16 protein-coding genes, 2 rRNA genes, 1 pseudogene and 1 riboswitch are annotated in these 16,956 nt (G+C 40.4%); of the genes and pseudogenes, 6 read left to right on the forward strand and 13 right to left on the reverse strand.

From position 1 onward, the window contains the following. Window positions 1-44 precede the first annotated feature (44 nt). On the forward strand, window positions 45-1,421 hold the full coding sequence (locus DFO73_RS27120; protein ID WP_110067771.1) for a M28 family metallopeptidase: 1,377 nt from the start codon (window positions 45-47) through the stop codon (window positions 1,419-1,421). Window positions 1,422-1,498: 77 nt separating this feature from the next. Here DFO73_RS27120 and DFO73_RS27125 read toward each other — a convergent pair whose 3' ends face one another. Beyond that, window positions 1,499-1,732, reverse strand: a complete 234-nt coding sequence (locus DFO73_RS27125) for a hypothetical protein (protein WP_110067772.1) — start codon at window positions 1,730-1,732, stop codon at window positions 1,499-1,501. Between the two features lie 251 nt (window positions 1,733-1,983). Here DFO73_RS27125 and DFO73_RS27130 point away from each other — a divergent pair, with 251 nt between their 5' ends. The 3 genes from DFO73_RS27130 to bioB all read left to right on the forward strand — a co-directional run bounded on the left by DFO73_RS27130 (window position 1,984) and on the right by bioB (window position 4,821). Then, entirely contained in the window at window positions 1,984-2,490 is a 507-nt protein-coding gene (locus tag DFO73_RS27130; protein WP_110067773.1) for a DoxX family protein, read from the forward strand. 466 nt (window positions 2,491-2,956) lie between these two features. Beyond that, window positions 2,957-3,553 carry a biotin transporter BioY gene (locus tag DFO73_RS27135; protein ID WP_110067774.1) on the forward strand — a complete coding sequence of 199 codons (597 nt, stop codon included), beginning with the start codon at window positions 2,957-2,959 and terminating at the stop codon, window positions 3,551-3,553. Window positions 3,554-3,828: 275 nt separating this feature from the next. After that, complete coding sequence (gene bioB / locus DFO73_RS27140; RefSeq protein WP_110067775.1) at window positions 3,829-4,821, forward strand: biotin synthase BioB; 993 nt, start codon at window positions 3,829-3,831, stop codon at window positions 4,819-4,821. 103 nt (window positions 4,822-4,924) lie between these two features. Here the strand turns inward: bioB and DFO73_RS27145 are convergent, their stop codons facing one another. The 8 genes and pseudogenes from DFO73_RS27145 to DFO73_RS27175 form a co-directional block, all read right to left on the reverse strand. Further along, on the reverse strand, window positions 4,925-5,173 hold the full coding sequence (locus DFO73_RS27145; protein WP_181396153.1) for a response regulator: 249 nt from the start codon (window positions 5,171-5,173) through the stop codon (window positions 4,925-4,927). An 82-nt stretch (window positions 5,174-5,255) separates the two neighbouring features. Beyond that, window positions 5,256-6,293 carry a ribonucleotide-diphosphate reductase subunit beta gene (locus DFO73_RS27150; protein WP_110067777.1) on the reverse strand — a complete coding sequence of 346 codons (1,038 nt, stop codon included), beginning with the start codon at window positions 6,291-6,293 and terminating at the stop codon, window positions 5,256-5,258. Window positions 6,294-6,306: 13 nt separating this feature from the next. Then, on the reverse strand, window positions 6,307-8,529 hold the full coding sequence (locus tag DFO73_RS27155; protein WP_110067778.1) for a ribonucleoside-diphosphate reductase subunit alpha: 2,223 nt from the start codon (window positions 8,527-8,529) through the stop codon (window positions 6,307-6,309). 138 nt (window positions 8,530-8,667) lie between these two features. Then, window positions 8,668-8,862, reverse strand: a riboswitch (cobalamin riboswitch). 457 nt (window positions 8,863-9,319) lie between these two features. Then, window positions 9,320-9,544, reverse strand: a pseudogene (locus tag DFO73_RS27160) (glutaredoxin family protein); the annotation flags it as partial. A gap of 112 nt (window positions 9,545-9,656) precedes the next feature. Further along, a complete protein-coding gene (locus DFO73_RS28940; protein ID WP_181396154.1) occupies window positions 9,657-9,833 on the reverse strand; it encodes a hypothetical protein in 177 nt (58 codons plus the stop codon). Then, window positions 9,817-12,252, reverse strand: coding sequence for a heavy metal translocating P-type ATPase (locus tag DFO73_RS27165; RefSeq protein WP_110067780.1), 2,436 nt, complete (start codon window positions 12,250-12,252; stop codon window positions 9,817-9,819). The genes DFO73_RS28940 and DFO73_RS27165 overlap by 17 nt, the downstream gene beginning before the upstream one ends. 231 nt (window positions 12,253-12,483) lie before the next feature. After that, window positions 12,484-12,690, reverse strand: coding sequence for a copper chaperone CopZ (gene copZ, locus DFO73_RS27170; RefSeq protein ID WP_110067781.1), 207 nt, complete (start codon window positions 12,688-12,690; stop codon window positions 12,484-12,486). A 13-nt stretch (window positions 12,691-12,703) separates the two neighbouring features. Beyond that, a complete protein-coding gene (locus tag DFO73_RS27175) occupies window positions 12,704-13,045 on the reverse strand; it encodes a metal-sensitive transcriptional regulator (protein WP_110067782.1) in 342 nt (113 codons plus the stop codon). 195 nt (window positions 13,046-13,240) lie between these two features. Between DFO73_RS27175 and DFO73_RS28945 the strand changes: the two genes are divergently transcribed. Further along, complete coding sequence (locus tag DFO73_RS28945; protein ID WP_181396155.1) at window positions 13,241-13,393, forward strand: hypothetical protein; 153 nt, start codon at window positions 13,241-13,243, stop codon at window positions 13,391-13,393. 33 nt (window positions 13,394-13,426) lie between these two features. On the opposite strand, the gene DFO73_RS27180 is transcribed toward DFO73_RS28945, so the two are convergent. Then, the gene (locus DFO73_RS27180) at window positions 13,427-13,606 is read right to left on the reverse strand and encodes an H-type small acid-soluble spore protein (protein WP_110067783.1); all 180 of its coding nucleotides are present in this window, start codon (window positions 13,604-13,606) and stop codon (window positions 13,427-13,429) included. Window positions 13,607-13,672: 66 nt separating this feature from the next. Continuing rightward, a complete protein-coding gene (gene mgtE, locus DFO73_RS27185; RefSeq protein WP_110067784.1) occupies window positions 13,673-15,028 on the reverse strand; it encodes a magnesium transporter in 1,356 nt (451 codons plus the stop codon). 170 nt (window positions 15,029-15,198) lie between these two features. Between mgtE and DFO73_RS27190 the strand changes: the two genes are divergently transcribed. Beyond that, on the forward strand, window positions 15,199-15,822 hold the full coding sequence (locus DFO73_RS27190) for a LysE family transporter (protein WP_110067785.1): 624 nt from the start codon (window positions 15,199-15,201) through the stop codon (window positions 15,820-15,822). 673 nt (window positions 15,823-16,495) lie between these two features. Here DFO73_RS27190 and rrf read toward each other — a convergent pair. After that, window positions 16,496-16,612, reverse strand: a 5S ribosomal RNA gene (gene rrf, locus DFO73_RS27195). A gap of 203 nt (window positions 16,613-16,815) precedes the next feature. Then, window positions 16,816-16,956 (reverse strand): 23S ribosomal RNA (locus tag DFO73_RS27200); the annotation flags it as partial.

Genomic DNA, 16,956 nt, shown 5'->3' on the forward strand with positions numbered 1-16,956 from the left:
TCGTTAGGGACTCTAAAAAAATACTAAACATTCAGGAGGTTATTATGGTAAGGAATAATCGAAAATCAGCAAAGGTTTTAGCATCTGTTTTAGCAGCTTCATTAGCTTTTGGTTCAATAGGATATGCAGCACCGATTCCTGCTGAATACGGAAAATCCTCTTATTCACAGGACCAGAAGATCGTCGCAAGAGTAAATGCAGAGCGTGCAATCGAACATATTAGATATCTGTCAGAGGAGATAGGGACAAGGCCTGGCGGATTGGAGAACGAAAAGAAATCAGCGGAATATATTGCTGATACACTTAAAAGCTATGGTTATGATGTTGAATTTCAATACTTTCCGGTAGCGGATCAATATATAGGCAGTGTGGCTTTTCCTGACGGAACTTTATGGGAAATGGGGGCTGCACCAAATGGATCAATCAGCGATACAGCGGTAAAAGCAGAAGTTGTCTATGTAGAGAATAATGATTTTACTAATGTAGAAGATAAAATCGTCCTTTTAGCACGTGCATCCACATTGGCTGGATATCGTCAGCAAGTGGCCGATGCAGTAAATGCCGGAGCGGCTGGGGTGATCCTTCAAAGCCTTGTTGGAAGCCGCGGCAATTATGGACAAACTTTCAGCCCTAGCCTGACAGAGCAATACAATATTCCAGTTTTTGGCGCTTCCTATATTCATGGGGAATGGTTAAAGGAAAAAATGGAGGATGGAGCAGCAGAACTTTCCTTAACATCAAAACACTATTCCGACCTTAAGTCAGTAAATGTTATTGCAACAAAAGAAGCTAAAACAAAGACCGAAGATACCAAAGAGGTAATTCTTGGCGCCCACCATGATAGTGTAGTAGGTGCTCCCGGTGCAAATGATAATGCTTCCGGCGTAGGGCTAATGCTTGAACTGGCAAGGGTTTATCAGGGATATAATACAGACAAAACACTTAAATTTATTGCATTTGGATCTGAGGAACGCGGGTTGCTGGGAGCAAGATATTATGTGGATCAATTAACACAGGAACAGAAAGATCAGATTGAGGCAGTTTTCGTTCCTGATATGGTGGCTACAAATTATGACAAAGCAACAAACCTCTATGCCATGACACCAGACGGCAGCCAAAACATTGTGACTGATTCAACTGGTAAAGCTGGTGCACGTTTGGGCAATTCGGATATCCTTCCAGGTAAATTCGGATCAAGTGACCATGTTCCGTTCCATAATGCCGGCATTCCTGCAGCCCTTTTCATCTGGATGGGCATCGACAGCTGGGATCCGCTTGTTTACCATATTGAAAAAGTCTACCATACTCCACAAGATACGATTGAAGAAAATATCTCTGCAGATAGAATGCAATCTGCCTTGGATATTATTGGATCTGGACTTTTTGATGTTGTCAGGAAGGAAACCCCCGGAAACAACTAATGTTTCAAAAGCCGCCGCTCACATTTAACAGCGGCGGTTTTCCACAAAAAAAGATGCCCAAAAAGAGCATCTCCGGATTAAAAATCTTTCTCGGAACAAGTTTCTTCTCTAGCTGGCTGACGATCATCATGCCACAGCTTCAGGTGGGTGAGGATTGTGAACAGGAAAAAGAAGTTCATCGCCCATATCGTTACAAAAGGGCTGATCCCGCCAAAGTCAATCGTTTGGAAGCCTTTCAAAAACATGACAATATACGCTTGAACAAAAATGAGGAAAAATCCCCCAATACCAGCGACTGACATTCGAATCATGCCTCGCCCTCCTTTTTCTTTCTTTATAATTATTATAATCCTATCTCTTTTTTGGTACAATATCGCCGGCGTAAATATTCTGTTAAATCACGCATTATTGCAGTGTGTCCTTCTTATTTAATCAATTTCATATTATCGCCATAATATTCCAGCAGATGTGTGAACACTCTGCCAAGTCAATCCATTTTTGTTTCCTTCAGAGTATATTATAAGTGTAATCATTATTAAATTTTTGGAAGGAAGCGATTAGAATGTTTGCAAAATGGCTTAGGGAAAATCAAGTTGCTGCTGCACTTCTCACTGTGATCAGATTATATCTTGGGTATTCTTGGCTGACGGCCGGCTACCATAAAGTTGTGGATGGATTTGATGCTTCCGGATTTTTGCAAGGAGCACTTGCCAAGTCAACTGGTGATCATCCAGCTGTTCAAAGCTGGTGGGCAACCTTCCTTGAAGGCATTGCTGTTCCAAACGCAGAAATTTTCAGCTTTTTGGTAGCTTGGGGAGAATTGCTTGTAGGCCTTGGATTAATTTTTGGATGCCTGACCACTGCCGCTGCTTTCTTTGGAATTATCATGAACTTTGCTTTCTTGTTCTCTGGAACAGTCAGCACAAACGCACAAATGGTCCTTTTAACCATATTCATTCTTATTGCAGGCTATAACGCCGGAAAATTCGGTCTTGACCGCTATGCCGCCCCCTTCTTACGCAAACTATTCAAAGGAAAACTGGGACGAAATGAAACAATCGCCTCTTAATCTACCTATTATATAAAGCCCGTTCAAAATCGAACGGGCTTTTTTTATTTTTTTTCGCTTGTCTTTAAAAAAGTTAAAATGATGACAAATAGCAGAAAACTAATCAGCAGAATGACTCCACCAAAGATATAAAGAGCCGTGTCGAGTGCTTCAGGCAGAAACGCCGGCTGGGAAATATGCAGTGCCAATCAGCCTGTTAATAAAAAATAGAATAAAGCTTATTAGTAGATATCTTACCTTTAAAAACGCATCTCCTTAAGGATAATGAGAATATTTCCAATCACCTTCCTTTCCTTTCTTCCTCTTTACAATAAAAAGTGAATATGGACAGAAAATGAATGGGGGATAACAAATTATAAGATCGAAGCCATAACAAATGTTAACTAGGAATAAAAACAAGTTGACATATAAGGTATCCTGCTATTATTCTAAATTATATAATTATTAATTCACCAGGAGGCATTTTATGAAAAGAGGATTAAGAACGATTGATTTAACCCTTGCAGGAATGTTTGTTGCTCTTATGGCTATAGGGGCAAACATCACCTCATTTGTTCCATTTATGGTGATTGGCGGAGTTCCTATTACACTGCAAACTTTTTTTGCCATTTTGGCAGGCTCCATTTTAGGAAGCCGCTTAGGTGCCATAACAATGGGAGTGTATGCTTTTGTCGGGCTTGCAGGCGCTCCGGTTTTTGCTAAATTTGGAGGAGGGTTTGCTTCATTGTTAAATCCCACTTTTGGATTTATCATATCTTTCATTATTACAGCTTATGTAACAGGCAAAATCATTGAAAAGAAAAAATCCCTGCCTGTGTATGTTTTTGCTTCCTTAATCGGTATGGTAATCAACTATGTTTTCGGGACGAATTGGATGTACATAGCTTACAAGCTATGGTTTACAGCACCAGAAGGCTTTACCTACCAAATGGCATGGCTGTGGATGGCTGTCCCTCTTCCAAAAGATATCATTCTATCTGTTTTTGCCGGAATGATGGCTTACCGCTTGGAGCATAGAGTATTTGCCCGCAGCCAATTCAGAAAAATAAACCGTGCAGCATAACGTAAGAAAAAGGCTCTGTTAAAGCTCATTGTGATATTGGCACCCTGTTGATGGGGGCAGAAGGTGCGAGTTCCTCGAAAATGCATTCGCATTTTCTTCGTGCGGTGTTTAATCGAGGATGCTTATTCAAAGTCCAGCGGGAGAAGCGAGTCAAAGGGAGACCCTACAGACTTAGTGCTTGAGGAGGCTCCCGGACCAACCGCTGTTCGCTGAGCCCCTGAAGCGGAAATCAACAGGCAAGTTTAACAGAGCCCCAAAAAAGGAGGAGGAGTTTCATGAATTATCGAGAGTTAGCTCAAAATGTTTTGGCAGGATATGAACTGACAGATACGGAGGCTAAGGAAATTCTAAATTGTCCCGATGAAGAACTGCTGGATTTATTGCATAGCGCCTATAAGATACGCCACCATTACTATGGAAATCTAGTCAAGCTGAATATGATTATTAACACTAAATCAGGCTTGTGCCCTGAAAACTGTGGCTACTGTTCTCAATCGAGCATTTCAACAGCTCCCATTGAAAAGTATAGAATGTTGGAAAAAGAATCCATAATCAAGGGAGCGACACAAGCTAATCAGCTGAACGTCGGCACCTATTGTATTGTTGCGAGCGGAAGAGGGCCAAGCAATAAAGAACTCGATGAAGTTGTATCAGCTGTTAAAGAAATAAAGGAATCCTATAATATGAAGGTTTGTGCCTGCCTTGGGCTCCTAAAGCCTGAACAGGCTGAAAAGCTGAAGGAAGCTGGAGTGGACCGCTATAATCACAATATCAATACCTCAGAAAATCATCATAAAACCATTACTACTTCTCATACATACCAGGACAGAGTCAACACGGTCCAATTAATCAAGGAAGCCGGAATATCTCCCTGCTCCGGTGTTATCATCGGCATGAAAGAAACCAAACAGGATGTAATCATGATGGCCAGAAGTCTTAAAGCTCTTGATGCAGATTCAATTCCTGTTAACTTTTTGCATGCGATTGAGGGTACACCGCTTGAAGGAACAAATGAGCTGAATCCGCGTTACTGCCTGAAGGTGCTTTGCCTGATGCGATTTATCAACCCGACTAAGGAAATCCGCATTTCCGGAGGTCGAGAGGTTAATCTTCGAAGCCTTCAGCCGCTTGGCTTATATCCGGCCAATTCCATTTTTGTTGGCGATTATTTGACCACTGCCGGCCAGGAAAGCACCGCAGACCATCAAATGCTTAAAGATCTCGGTTTTGAAATTGATTTTGTTACGGAAAATCCAATATTAACTTAAATGATAAGAAGATCCTGCGTTTAAGCAGGATCTTTTCTGTTACTTCGTTTTACCGACTTCTTTTTGAAGTCTCACTGACCTTGTCTTCTATCTGCTTTTTCCATTAGCATTTTGATATGAATTTCGGAATATTCCTTATCTCTTCTGTCAATTTATACCCGTCTATATAAGACTTTATAATATCAACAATGGCAAGCTCATTGGATTCTTTTTTAATAAGTTCAAACGCTTCTGAGCCATTGGCGGCCTCAACTGTTTGAAATCCTTCTTTATTTAGAAGCTCTTTTACTAAAAAACGGGCATGCTGATCATTATCTGTATTAAAATTGTCTTCATACCTGCACCTGCTCACTATATAACCGATCTATTGTTTTAATAAGAGCATATTAATAAACCTTGCCTGAACAGCAAGGTTTATCGATAAATACTACATTCTATAATTCGTCAAATCCATTATCCACTTGTACCTTTGTATATTGTCGTGATTTTTGTTCAAAGAAATCCGATTTGCCATGGTCCACTTCTTCGTACGCCACAATCCAGCGAAGCGGATTTGTACGATAACCTTCAAATGGACGCTCATAGCCCAGCTGATTGCAGCGAACATTTGCATAAAATTTGATATATGCCTCCACATCGGAGAGCAAGATACCTTCAGTCTTTTCGCCTATCACATAACGAGCCCAATTTATTTCCAATTCCGCCGCTCGCTTAAAAGTACCTAGGACAAAGTCCTCCAATTCCTTCGTCTTTAAGTCCGGATTTTCCTGCAATATTTCTTTAAATATCTTTACAAACAAATCCACATGGATTTGCTCGTCCCGATTAATATAGTTAATCATTGTTGAAGTAGCTACCATTTTTTGATTTCTGGCCAGATGATAAAAGAATGCAAAGCCCGAATAGAAAAATAAACCCTCCAGCACAACATCATATACGATCGATTTCAGCAAATTTTCAGGATTTGGATTCTCCGCAAAGTTTCGATATCCACTCGTTATAAACTGATTTCTTTCTGCTAATATAGGCTCCGTCCTCCAGAATTCAAAGACCTCATCCTGCCTTTGCTTTGGTACAAGGCTTGACAGCACATATGAATAAGAGTGATTATGGATCACCTCCTGCTGTGCAAGAATAATCATAAGTGCTGAGAGGCTCGAATCCGTTAGATAATCAGCAACCTTACCTGCATAATCCGTTTGAATGCTGTCGAGCAATGCAAGCAGGCCAATAATTTTCAAAAAAGCTTCTCGTTCGCCGTCTTTTAATGCAGGGAATTGCTTTATATCCTGGGACATATTAATTTCAAATGGCGTCCAAAAATTAGCGAGCATTTTTTTATATTTTGGGTATGCCCAGGAAAAACGGACATCATCCCAGTTAAGGATATTGGAGCATTCCCCATTTAGGATCGAAGTTGCACGGTTTGGTGCAGCAGTGTTAATTAGTTGGCGTTTTTTTAATGTATTCATAGGATTCTCCCCTTTAGCTTGAACAAGATTCACAGTCTTCTATTTCTGATGATGTTGAACGAACATAATATGTCGTTTTTAATTTATTTTTCCAGGCAGAAAGATGCAGATTTAATAGATCAACCGCTTTAATATTGTTAGGGATGTAAAAATTAAATGAGATGGCCTGGTCGATATGCTTTTGCCTTTTGGCATTCTGCTGGATGCTCCATTCCTGGCCAATATGGTAGGCTGATTTGTAATACCAGAACGTTTCACTGTTTAAATCAGGAGCTGTCACAGGAATCCGGTAATCTTTTTTCTCCTCGGAATACTGTTTATTGAAAATGGGGTCTATACTTGGTGTGCTGCCCGCAATCAAGGAGGTTGATGCATTGGGAGCAACCGCCATCAAGTACCCGTTGCGTATTCCAACTTCCTTTACTTTTTCTTTTAATGCGGGCCAATTTAATTTTGATTCTGCCTCCAAATATTCGCGTTTTTCAAAATAGGCACCATTTTCCCATTCAGATCCTTCAAAAGCTGGATATTTGCCTTTTTCTTCTGCAAGCATCATGGAGCTCTTTATCGTTAAATAAGCAACTTTTTCATATAGCATGTCAGCAAAGTCTGCTGCCTCCATGCTTTCCCATGGTATCTTTTTCAATGCCAGCAAATGGTGCCAGCCAAATGTTCCCAAACCAATCGCCCGGTATTTTTGATTGGTGATTTGGCCCTGGAGCACTGGAATCCTATTAATATCAATTACATTATCAAGCATCCGTACCTGAATCGGAATGAGCCTTTCAAGGGCATCATGTTGGCAGGCCCTTGCAAGATTAATAGATGAAAGATTGCAGACCACAAAGTCTCCAGGTATCTTTTCAATAATGATCTTACCATCCTTTGTATACTCTTCCGTTCTCTTTGTCACACTTTGATTTTGAACGATCTCTGTACAAAGATTTGTACAATAGATCATTCCGGAATGCGAATTTGAATTTTTCCGGTTTACTTCATCCCGATAAAACATAAATGGAGTTCCTGTCTCAAGCTGGCTTTTCATGATTGACTTCATAATTTCGATTGCTGGCACCTTTTCCCTTGAAAGCAGCGGGCTGTCAATGCATTCTTTGTATTTCTGCCGGAATGATCCTTCCCGTTCACCTTCGTCGTAAAAATCCTCAAGCGAAAAACCCATTACCTTCTGTACTTCATGAGGATCAAACAAGTACCAATACCCGCGGCTTTCTACTTTTTCCATGAACAAATCCGGAATGCAGACACCCGTAAATAAATCATGTGTGCGCTGTCTTTCATCTCCGTTATTTAGCTTTGCATCCAGAAATGAAAAAATATCTTTATGCCATACATCCAGATAAACGCTTATGGCCCCCTGCCGTTGTCCAAGCTGATCCACACTGACTGCTGTATTATTCAGCTGCTTCATCCATGGGATAACTCCGGAAGAAGCACCTTTGAAGCCTTTAATATCACTGCCTCTGCTGCGGATTTTCCCCAGGTAGACGCCGATTCCGCCGCCATTCTTGGACAGGGAAGCAATATCCGTATTGCTGTCATAGATCCCCTCAAGGCTGTCATCAACTGTTTCGACAAAACAGCTGGAAAGCTGCCCCCAGCTTTTTCCCGCATTTGCCAGTGTAGGTGTGGCCACAGTCATATATAAACCGCTCATGGCCCAGTAGGCTTCCTTGACAAGCTCAAGCCGCTTTTCCGGCCGTTCCTTTTTCATTAAAACCATGCTTATGATCATAAACCGTTCCTGCGGCAGCTCAAACAGGTTTTTCTGCCTGTCCCTGGCAAGATACCGATCTGCCAGCATTTTCAGCCCCAAATACGTAAATAAATGATCATTTTCCCTTTTAATAACTGCTGCCAGCTCATTGATATCGTCCTGTGAGTAGGTATCCAATAAATCTTTTTCATAGATTTCCAGAGCTGTCAGCCGCTCTATCAATTTATAAAAGTGTTGGTAGCAAGCCTCCGGCAAACAACCTCTGTTTTCACCTGCTTCCTGATATATTTTTTTTAAAAGAAGGCGTGAAGCGGCAAAGGTCCAATCAGGCTCTTCCATACTAATCCATGACAAACATTCTAAGATCAGCTGATCATATAGCGCTTCTTCCGTGAGGTGGTTCATCTCATCAGATCTTTTCAATAATAATTCAATATCAAGCTTTGGAAATTCTGATTTCAGTTCCTCTATTACTCCATTCGTTTGTAAGGTATGTATCATCATTCTTTCCTCCTAAATGGCAAAATAAAAATCCGCTCGGAAAGTGAGCGGATCAAACGAAAGTTAATAGCAGGAACCAGTTCTGTTATGGAAAGCCATTACACCATCGTTTCATCATCTCAATCCCCGAAGATAAGAAACTTTCGATCGCCCTGGCAGGTCTCCTGGCTTGTGCATCACTCTACTAAAAGCCCTTCCCATACAAGCGCCATGAAGCGGCTTGTACAGTGGCATGCTTTGTTCGTCTGCACTTACAGTTGCGGGGACAGCTCCGGATTTCCACCGGATTCCCTTTTAAGTCCATTTAAGAACACCAATCACGATCTATATGTAGTTTTTTCATTTTATAATCAACACTATATATTGTATGCAATTCTATCACAAGGAATAATAGATTACAAATTTTTAAATGAACAATTCACATTTAGTTCAATTTCCCTCGATAATTTCTCGATAATTAAACTGTAATCTAAAGATGTAATAAAAAAAGGAATGATTCAAAAATGAAAAGGTTGATTGCTGGAATATTCTCCGTTACACTCATCCTCGGTTCGGGGAAGTTCTATTCTCGCAGCAGGAAACGAATCACCTGATGGGTTATTGAACATAGGAAAAATGAAGCCGCTCATGCAGGAAATGCACCTGAATTTTCCAACCAGGAACTGAAACCAATGTATGAGAGATGCCATGGAACAAAAGGTGCGATGCCGAGCAGAAACTTTAGCTCAATGGAAAATATGATGTACTAACTAGAAAACAGAAGGAGATCACCTCTCCTTCTGTTTTCTAGTTAAAATCCATCATTCTCAATGATATTTCTAATAACGTCCTCGTTCATCTCAAAGCCTATAAAATGCTTTTTCTTTGTTCCGCCATACCATTTTCTTTTTTCAAACAGAAAGGCTGGAACAATTCGGTTGCCTGTTAAATTGATAAGATCCTGCTCCCTCTCAGGGTTTTTGGCAAGATCCACTTCGTTATATGGTACATTATTCTGCGAAAGAAACTCTTTCGCCGCCTGGCAATCCTGTCAGGTAGGCCTTGTATAAAGCGTGAGGTTTGCTTTCAACTCAGAACATCCCTTTCGAATAATTTATCTATTTCTTTTACTACCCGAATTATGGAGGTTATTCAGCATCCTCATTTACTTTGTGGTTCTCAGTTTCATGCTGTTCTTGCGCAGGTTCGGCAAAGAATCCATCATATATAGTATAACCTGCCATAACAAGTGCCAAATAGGCAATGGCGGCACCAGCCCATTTTTTCATACTAGCCAGCTCCTTTTGTTTAACTGTTCTTTTCATTTAACTTTACTCTTTGCAATCTAAGAGCATTTAATACGACCGAGACTGAACTGAAAGCCATCGCAGCACCTGCAAGCCAAGGGGCAAGGAAACCTAAAGCTGCTACTGGAATTCCAAGCGTATTATAAGCGAAAGCCCAGAACAGGTTTTGCCTTATATTGCGTATGGTCTTCTTACTCATAAGGATCGCATCTGCAATACTATTCAGATCGCCTCTCATCAGCGTAATATCGGCAGCTTCCATCGCAACATCAGTACCTGTTCCAATAGCCATTCCGATATCCGCCACCGCAAGGGCAGGAGCATCGTTAATGCCATCACCAACCATCGCGACTTTTTTGCCTTGTTCCTGAAGCTTTTTAACTTCATCTGCTTTTCCTTCCGGAAGAACTTCCGCAATAGCTGCATCAATTCCTACTTCATCTGCAATCGCCTGGGCAGTCCGCTTGTTATCACCTGTGATCATAACAACTTCAAGACCCATATCCTTCAGGCGCTTGATCGCTTCTTTGGATGTTTCCTTTACAGTATCTGCAACGGCTACAATCCCCATATATTTTCCATCAACCGCGACAAGCATCGCCGTTTTCCCATTGTCCTCAAGAGATTCCATTTTTGCCTTTGCTGTGTCAATGACTATTTCGTATTTCTGCATTAACCTTCTTGTGCCGATAAGCAGATCTTTTCCATCCACTCTGGCTTTAATTCCGAAGCCTGGAATTGCTTGGAATTCTTCAGGATTTAATAAATTTATCCCTTTTTCCTTTATTCCCTTAACAATTGCTTCAGCCAATGGATGCTCTGACTGTCTCTCGGCTGAACCAGCAAGCTGAAGGAAAGTATTTTCTTCCACGTTCCCTTCCACAATCACATCCGTTAAAACAGGCTTTCCATGGGTTACCGTTCCTGTTTTATCGAGAACAACTGTGGTTATTTCATGAGTTAATTCCAAATGCTCTCCGCCTTTGAAAAGAACTCCATATTCCGCTGCACGGCCTGAACCAGCCATAATGGATGTTGGTGTGGCCAAACCAAGTGCACAAGGACATGCAATAACAAGTATAGCAATTAACTTTTCAAGGGCTTCTGCAAACTCGCCCGGGCTAACCCATAAATACCAAACCAAGAAGGTAATAACGGCTATTGACACTACAATAGGGACAAAGATTCCGGAAATTTTATCTGCCAGGCGCTGTATTGGTGCTTTGGAGCCCTGAGCTTCTTCAACCACTTTAATGATTTGTGATAGGGCTGTATCTTTGCCTACTTTAGTAGCTTTAATTTTCAAGAAGCCATTTTTATTGATTGTTGATCCAATGACTGAATCGCCGGCTGATTTATCAACCGGTACACTTTCCCCGGTTAGCATGGATTCATCCAGTGCGGACTGGCCTTCCGTAATTTCGCCATCCACAGGAATTTTTTCGCCCGGCTTTACATATATGATTTCGCCAACGAGTACATCTTCAAGCGGGACTTCAAGCTCTTCCCCATTTCTCAAAACAGTGGCTGTTTTTGCCTGCAGCCCCATCAGCTTTTTAATAGCCTCCGAAGAACGGCCTTTGGCACGAGCCTCAAATAATTTCCCCAAAATTATCAAGGTGATTAATATGGCACTCGTTTCATAGTATAGCTCAACCATATGACCATTCGTGCCAACTGATAGAATCGATTGATATAAACTGTAAAAATAGGCAGCTGAAGTACCAAGAGCCACCAAGACGTCCATATTGGCACTTTTATTTTTAAGCGCTTTGTATGCACCTACATAGAATTGCTTTCCGATAAAAAATTGAACAGGAGTTGCAAGTGCGAGCTGCACCCACGGATTCATAAACATATCAGGAACATAAATGAACTGTGTGAATTCAAAATGGCCTACCATGGACCAGAACAAAGGAATGGAAAGGATTAATGAAAAAATGAATTTCCCTTTTTGCTTCTCGATTTCTTTCTCCCTGTAATCCGCGCCCTCGTTTTCTGCATCTTGCTTTACTTTGGCCTGATAACCAAGATTCTCTACTTTCTTTATCATATCCTGGACAGATACCTGTTCAGGATTATATTCAACAGTCGCTGTCTCAAGGGCAAGATTGACAACAGCTTTTTTGACACCGGCCATTTTATTAAGCCCTTTTTCTATACGCTGCGAACAGGCGGCACAGGTCATGCCAAGCAATTCAAATTCAGCTTTCTCAGAAACAACTGCATAACCTAGGTCCTCAATTTTTTTCTCAAAAGCTTCAACAGATGTTACATCTGGATTATATTTGACTGATGCTTTCTCCAGTGCAAGATTAACATTCGCTTCCTGAACACCGTCAAGCTTATTTAACCCTTTTTCGATGCGTGAAGAACATGCCGCACAGGTCATGCCTGATATAGGAAGCTGGACTTCTTTTAATGCCGCATCACTCATAAATACCACTCCTTAAATTAAGTGACGTATAATTTTTAACTTCACTCATTATACTATACCCATCTACCCTATATGTCAACCAAAAATAATTAGACAAATTTTTTAAAAAGCTATATTTAATTGTCTGTTGATTTCTGCCCTAATCAAAATATTGTCAAAATTAAGGATGAACTTTAGGCAAAGCCTTAAAAAAAGAGAACGTGCTGATAATCCACACGTTCTTTTCTAAAACTATTCTACATCATATCCCTGATCGTCAATTGTTTCCTTAATCTGCTCAAGTGATACAGTAGAAGAATCATACTGTACTTGCACCTGGCCATTATCAAGATCAACAGATACCTTTTCTACCCCGTTTAATTTTCCAACGCTGCCTTCAACTGCTTTTACACAATGGCCGCAAGACATGCCGCTAACTTTTAATGTTACGTTTTCCATATATAACATCTCCTTATTTTTTCATTAATTTTTGAATGGTTACCAAAAATTCATCCAGGACTTCATCGTCGCCTTCGTGAATCCTTTCTACTACACAGCTTTTCAAATGGCCTTCCAGCAAAAGCTTTGCTACACTGTTCAAGGCAGACTGTGTTGCAGAAATCTGTGTTATAACATCATCGCAATAGGTATCTTTTTCTATTAGTCCTTTTATTCCGCGAATCTGCCCTTCAATCCGATTTAAACGGGTTGTCAAATTCTTTTTTACTTTTTCAGAATGGTGACTTTTTCTTTCCGAGTCAATCGAACAGCAGCTCTCCGCCAATAATTCATCATTTTCCAATTCAAAAGCCATTTGATTCGCCTCCTTATGTATATCATATTATACCCCGGTATCCTATGTAAAGAATTTTGCTTAAAATTCTTTGCTTCTATCTCTCTTCACAATTTCCCACCTTTGTAAATGGTGTCTTGTTCATTTTTCCCTATTATGATATTCAAATTCCCTGTTCATACTAACGGAAACATATCTTTAAAAGGAGGCAATTAAATGAAAAGGGAACAAACTTTTATAGAAGATGCCGGCAAGGACTTATATGGAATCGACAAGGATGTTAGCCTTCAGTCAGTCAACTTCGCTGCAGCTGAAAATCAGTATATAAACGAGCGCACCGAAAAAGAATCTAATAATGAAATATACTAAATAAAGCCGCCTTTTTGGGCGGCCCTATTCATGTTACAGTTCTTTAAGCTCAGCAATTTCAACTTCTGATCTTTCCTCAAGAGGTCCACGCAAATGAACAGTCGCTGTTCTGCCATCTTCATTTAACTTATCGATCCAAACAGAAGCTCCATTGTATTTCACTTCAATATCTGCTGATGAAGAAAGAATTTGCTTTACACGTCTAACATCCACTTTAAAACACTCCCCTGCATTTTTTCATTTTATTTTTTGTAAGTGAGCGAATTTTATGCTAATTAATTAAGTCAATTTTGTTATAAAAATGGTTGCCAGCCCAAAATAAATAAGTAATGACAGAATATCATTTAGTGTTGTGATTAAAGGGCCTGACGCAACGGCAGGGTCAATATTTAATTTGTACAAAACGAGTGGAATAATTGTTCCCGCAAGGGTTCCGATAATTAGTGTAATAATTAAAGATGTGCCAACCACCAATCCCAAGATAAAACTCCCTTGCCAAACATATGCAATGACCGCAATTAAGATTCCACAGGTCACCCCTATAATAATCCCGACGCTAAGCTCCCGGAAAACCAATTTTGTTACCAGCCTTTTATTCATGTCTCTGTTAATCAGTCCACGTACAACCACCGCTAATGATTGAGTGCCTGTATTTCCGGTCATACCTGCTATCATAGGCATAAAGAAGGCAAGTGCCACAGCTTGAGATAGTGTTTCTTCAAAACCGCTGATAATGGTGCCGGAAACTATGCCGATAAATAAGAGCAGGATAAGCCATGGAAGCCTCCTATAAGCAGCAACTAGAGGCTTTGTATCAAAATCAATCGCCCTTCCTGAAGCAGAAAGCTTTTCAATGTCCTCGTTGGCCTCGCTGATTACGACGTCAATAATATCATCAAAGGTAACAATCCCAACCAGCTGCCCTTCTTCCACAACAGGTATTGCCAGAAAATCATACCTCTCGATCAGCCTTGCGACCTCTTCCTGGTCAGTATCAGCTGCTACTGCAATTACCCTGCTGTACATAATATCCTGAATCTTCTCATTCTCATTGGCAAGAATCAAATCGCGATAAGAAACAACACCCACCAGATCTTTGTTCTTATCAATTACATATAGGTAGTTTATTGTTTCCGAGTATTCAGCAAATGATTTCATTTTTTCCACAGTGTCCCTGACTGTATAATGCTGTGGTATCCAGACAAAGCGATTAGTCATTAGCCGCCCTGCTGTTTCAGGCGGATATTTCATAATGCTTTTTACAATACGGGATTCTTCCAGCTTCATGCCGGATAGAAGCTCTTCCATCCTCTCAGCTGACATCCCTTCCAATAAAGATGCAATATCGTCATTATCCATCAGGTCAAGAACCTCACCTGACTTTTCAATTCCTAATAATGAAAGTACCCTTGCCTGATGTTCCTGTTCAAGTTCCTGAATTAATTCGGCAATTTGCTCGGGGGTCATATAAAGAAGAAAACGCGGATGGTGCTTTACAGGTAAACCCTCAAAGATTCGGGCAATATCATATGGCTGAAGTTCTGAAATTATACTCTGAAAATGAAACCTCCTTGTTTCTTTCAATGCTTTTATTATTTCAAGGGTTATTTGATTCTCAGACATGTTTATCGCCATGTTTTCCCCTCCAGATGTTCACTCCATCTAATATATCCTTTTTGTTATTCCCGAAAATGCCTAACAATAAAACGGCTAGGATTTCCTGCTTGTGTTAAAAGTTGTCCTATCTTACTTCAAGGCTGAATAGAATGTGTACAAACAGTGTGTAAAGTTGGGGAGTTGTATATATGAGTATTTTTCTAGGGTATGTATTCTTGGGTCTCTCTCTGGCGGCACCGATTGGTCCAATCAATGCAGCACAGCTTGATAAAGGAATTAAAAACGGTTTCTTCCATGCCTGGCTCGTTGGCTTGGGTGCCATGACTGCAGATGCGATTTACATGCTTGCCGTCTATCTGGGAGTTGTTCATTTTTTGGAGATGCCATTTATGAAAGCTTTTTTGTGGTGCTTTGGTTTTTTTGTCCTTGTCTACACAGGAATTGAAAGCCTGCTAAGTGCCGGAAAAGTAATATCAAGCAAAAGAGGGGAAGACGAATCTTCCATAAAATCGTTTTTGTCCGGTTTTCTTATGTCATTGTCAAACCCTTTGACTATTTTATTCTGGCTTGGCATTTATGGTTCCGTGCTTGCAAAAACTGCAGCTGAATATGATAAAGCGCATGTGATTTTGTACAGTGGCGCCATCTTTATCGGACTAATGCTATGGGATTTGACAATGGCCGGAGTCGCCAGCAGCTTTAGGAGATTTTTAACCGGCAAGATTCTGGCATTTATTTCGATTTTATCTGGCCTATCTTTAATCGGTTTTGGTATTTACTTTGGGGTGCAAGCGTATAAGTTGTTGTTTTAGATACATACGGCCAGGATAGTATCTGCAAAAATGTGCAGATGCTATTTTTTTTATAACGGTGTTTTAATAGTAATTTTAGCTTAAGATAAGGACTTCTCGATGGAACTCGGACTGAAGATTGGCGCTATTATAACTTTTAGTCACATTTTTTAGGATTTACCTAGCATATTTGATGATGGTCATGGCTTAGCTTCTCTCCTGACACTGGTATAATAGCCTTTTTTGAAAAGACTAAACAAATGAGTTTAATCAACTCTTATATGGAGAGTTCATCCTGGCTCAGGATGAACAGTTGGTGATAACTTTATTTTCCAGGTTAAAAAAAAACGCCACCAAGTCAACTGACCATATATTAAAAAAGTGACCGATAAAAACGAAATCTGACCGATATATTAAAAAAAGTGACCGATAAAAATGAAATTTGACCGATATATCAAAAAAGTGACCGATATTGCTTTAAGTAAAAGTAAGTTACTAGCAAAATAGATGATTAAAAGAGACCCTTTTCTAATATTCAGAGGTGCTTATTTGTAAAAATAGCTTCAAAGACGCAAAAAAAAAAATCATCTAACAAGCGCTATTCGCTAAAATAAAATTCATTTATAAAAGTCTTCCTGAAAGCGCAAAATAGCTCAAATAAAAAAAGAGCACCCTTTCAGGTACTCTTTCGTTTGCCCGGCAGCGTCCTACTCTCACAGGGGGACAGCCCCCAACTACCATTGGCGCTGAGAAGCTTAACTTCCGTGTTCGGTATGGGAACGGGTGTGACCTTCTCGCTATCGCCACCAGACTTATTTGGTTTGAAGAAACTTCATTCCTTCAAAACTAGATAATGCATGAAGAAGTGTTGCCGAGTAACACCAAAAACTTGTCTAGCTTCGGCTCCTAACTTCTCGGCCGTTTCGATCCGTCCCTCCAAATCCTAAAAGCAGGATTTGAATGGCCGGCTCTCCAACGTCTCTCAAAGTTGAACAGTCGCCTCCGCATTTCAATTTGGTTAAGTCCTCGATCGATTAGTATCAGTCAGCTCCACGTGTCGCCACGCTTCCACCTCTGACCTATCAACCTGATCATCTTTCAGGGATCTTACTAGCTTGACGCTATGGGAAATCTCATCTCGAGGGGGGCTTCATG

Source organism: Cytobacillus oceanisediminis, from assembly GCF_003182355.1.
GTDB lineage: Bacteria > Bacillota > Bacilli > Bacillales > Cytobacillaceae > Cytobacillus > Cytobacillus oceanisediminis_A.

Coding starts and splice junctions, on each gene's coding strand:
- DFO73_RS27190 (WP_110067785.1), top strand. CDS start 15,199: ATGAGTATTTTTCTAGGGTATGTATTCTTGGGTCTCTCTCTGGCGGCA.
- DFO73_RS28945 (WP_181396155.1), top strand. CDS start 13,241: ATGAAAAGGGAACAAACTTTTATAGAAGATGCCGGCAAGGACTTATAT.
- copZ (WP_110067781.1), bottom strand. CDS start 12,690: ATGGAAAACGTAACATTAAAAGTTAGCGGCATGTCTTGCGGCCATTGT.
- DFO73_RS27165 (WP_110067780.1), bottom strand. CDS start 12,252: ATGAGTGATGCGGCATTAAAAGAAGTCCAGCTTCCTATATCAGGCATG.
- DFO73_RS27120 (WP_110067771.1), top strand. CDS start 45: ATGGTAAGGAATAATCGAAAATCAGCAAAGGTTTTAGCATCTGTTTTA.
- bioB (WP_110067775.1), top strand. CDS start 3,829: ATGAATTATCGAGAGTTAGCTCAAAATGTTTTGGCAGGATATGAACTG.
- DFO73_RS27175 (WP_110067782.1), bottom strand. CDS start 13,045: ATGGCTTTTGAATTGGAAAATGATGAATTATTGGCGGAGAGCTGCTGT.
- mgtE (WP_110067784.1), bottom strand. CDS start 15,028: ATGGCGATAAACATGTCTGAGAATCAAATAACCCTTGAAATAATAAAA.
- DFO73_RS27130 (WP_110067773.1), top strand. CDS start 1,984: ATGTTTGCAAAATGGCTTAGGGAAAATCAAGTTGCTGCTGCACTTCTC.
- DFO73_RS27150 (WP_110067777.1), bottom strand. CDS start 6,293: ATGAATACATTAAAAAAACGCCAACTAATTAACACTGCTGCACCAAAC.
- DFO73_RS28940 (WP_181396154.1), bottom strand. CDS start 9,833: ATGAAAAGAACAGTTAAACAAAAGGAGCTGGCTAGTATGAAAAAATGG.
- DFO73_RS27135 (WP_110067774.1), top strand. CDS start 2,957: ATGAAAAGAGGATTAAGAACGATTGATTTAACCCTTGCAGGAATGTTT.
- DFO73_RS27125 (WP_110067772.1), bottom strand. CDS start 1,732: ATGATTCGAATGTCAGTCGCTGGTATTGGGGGATTTTTCCTCATTTTT.
- DFO73_RS27155 (WP_110067778.1), bottom strand. CDS start 8,529: ATGATACATACCTTACAAACGAATGGAGTAATAGAGGAACTGAAATCA.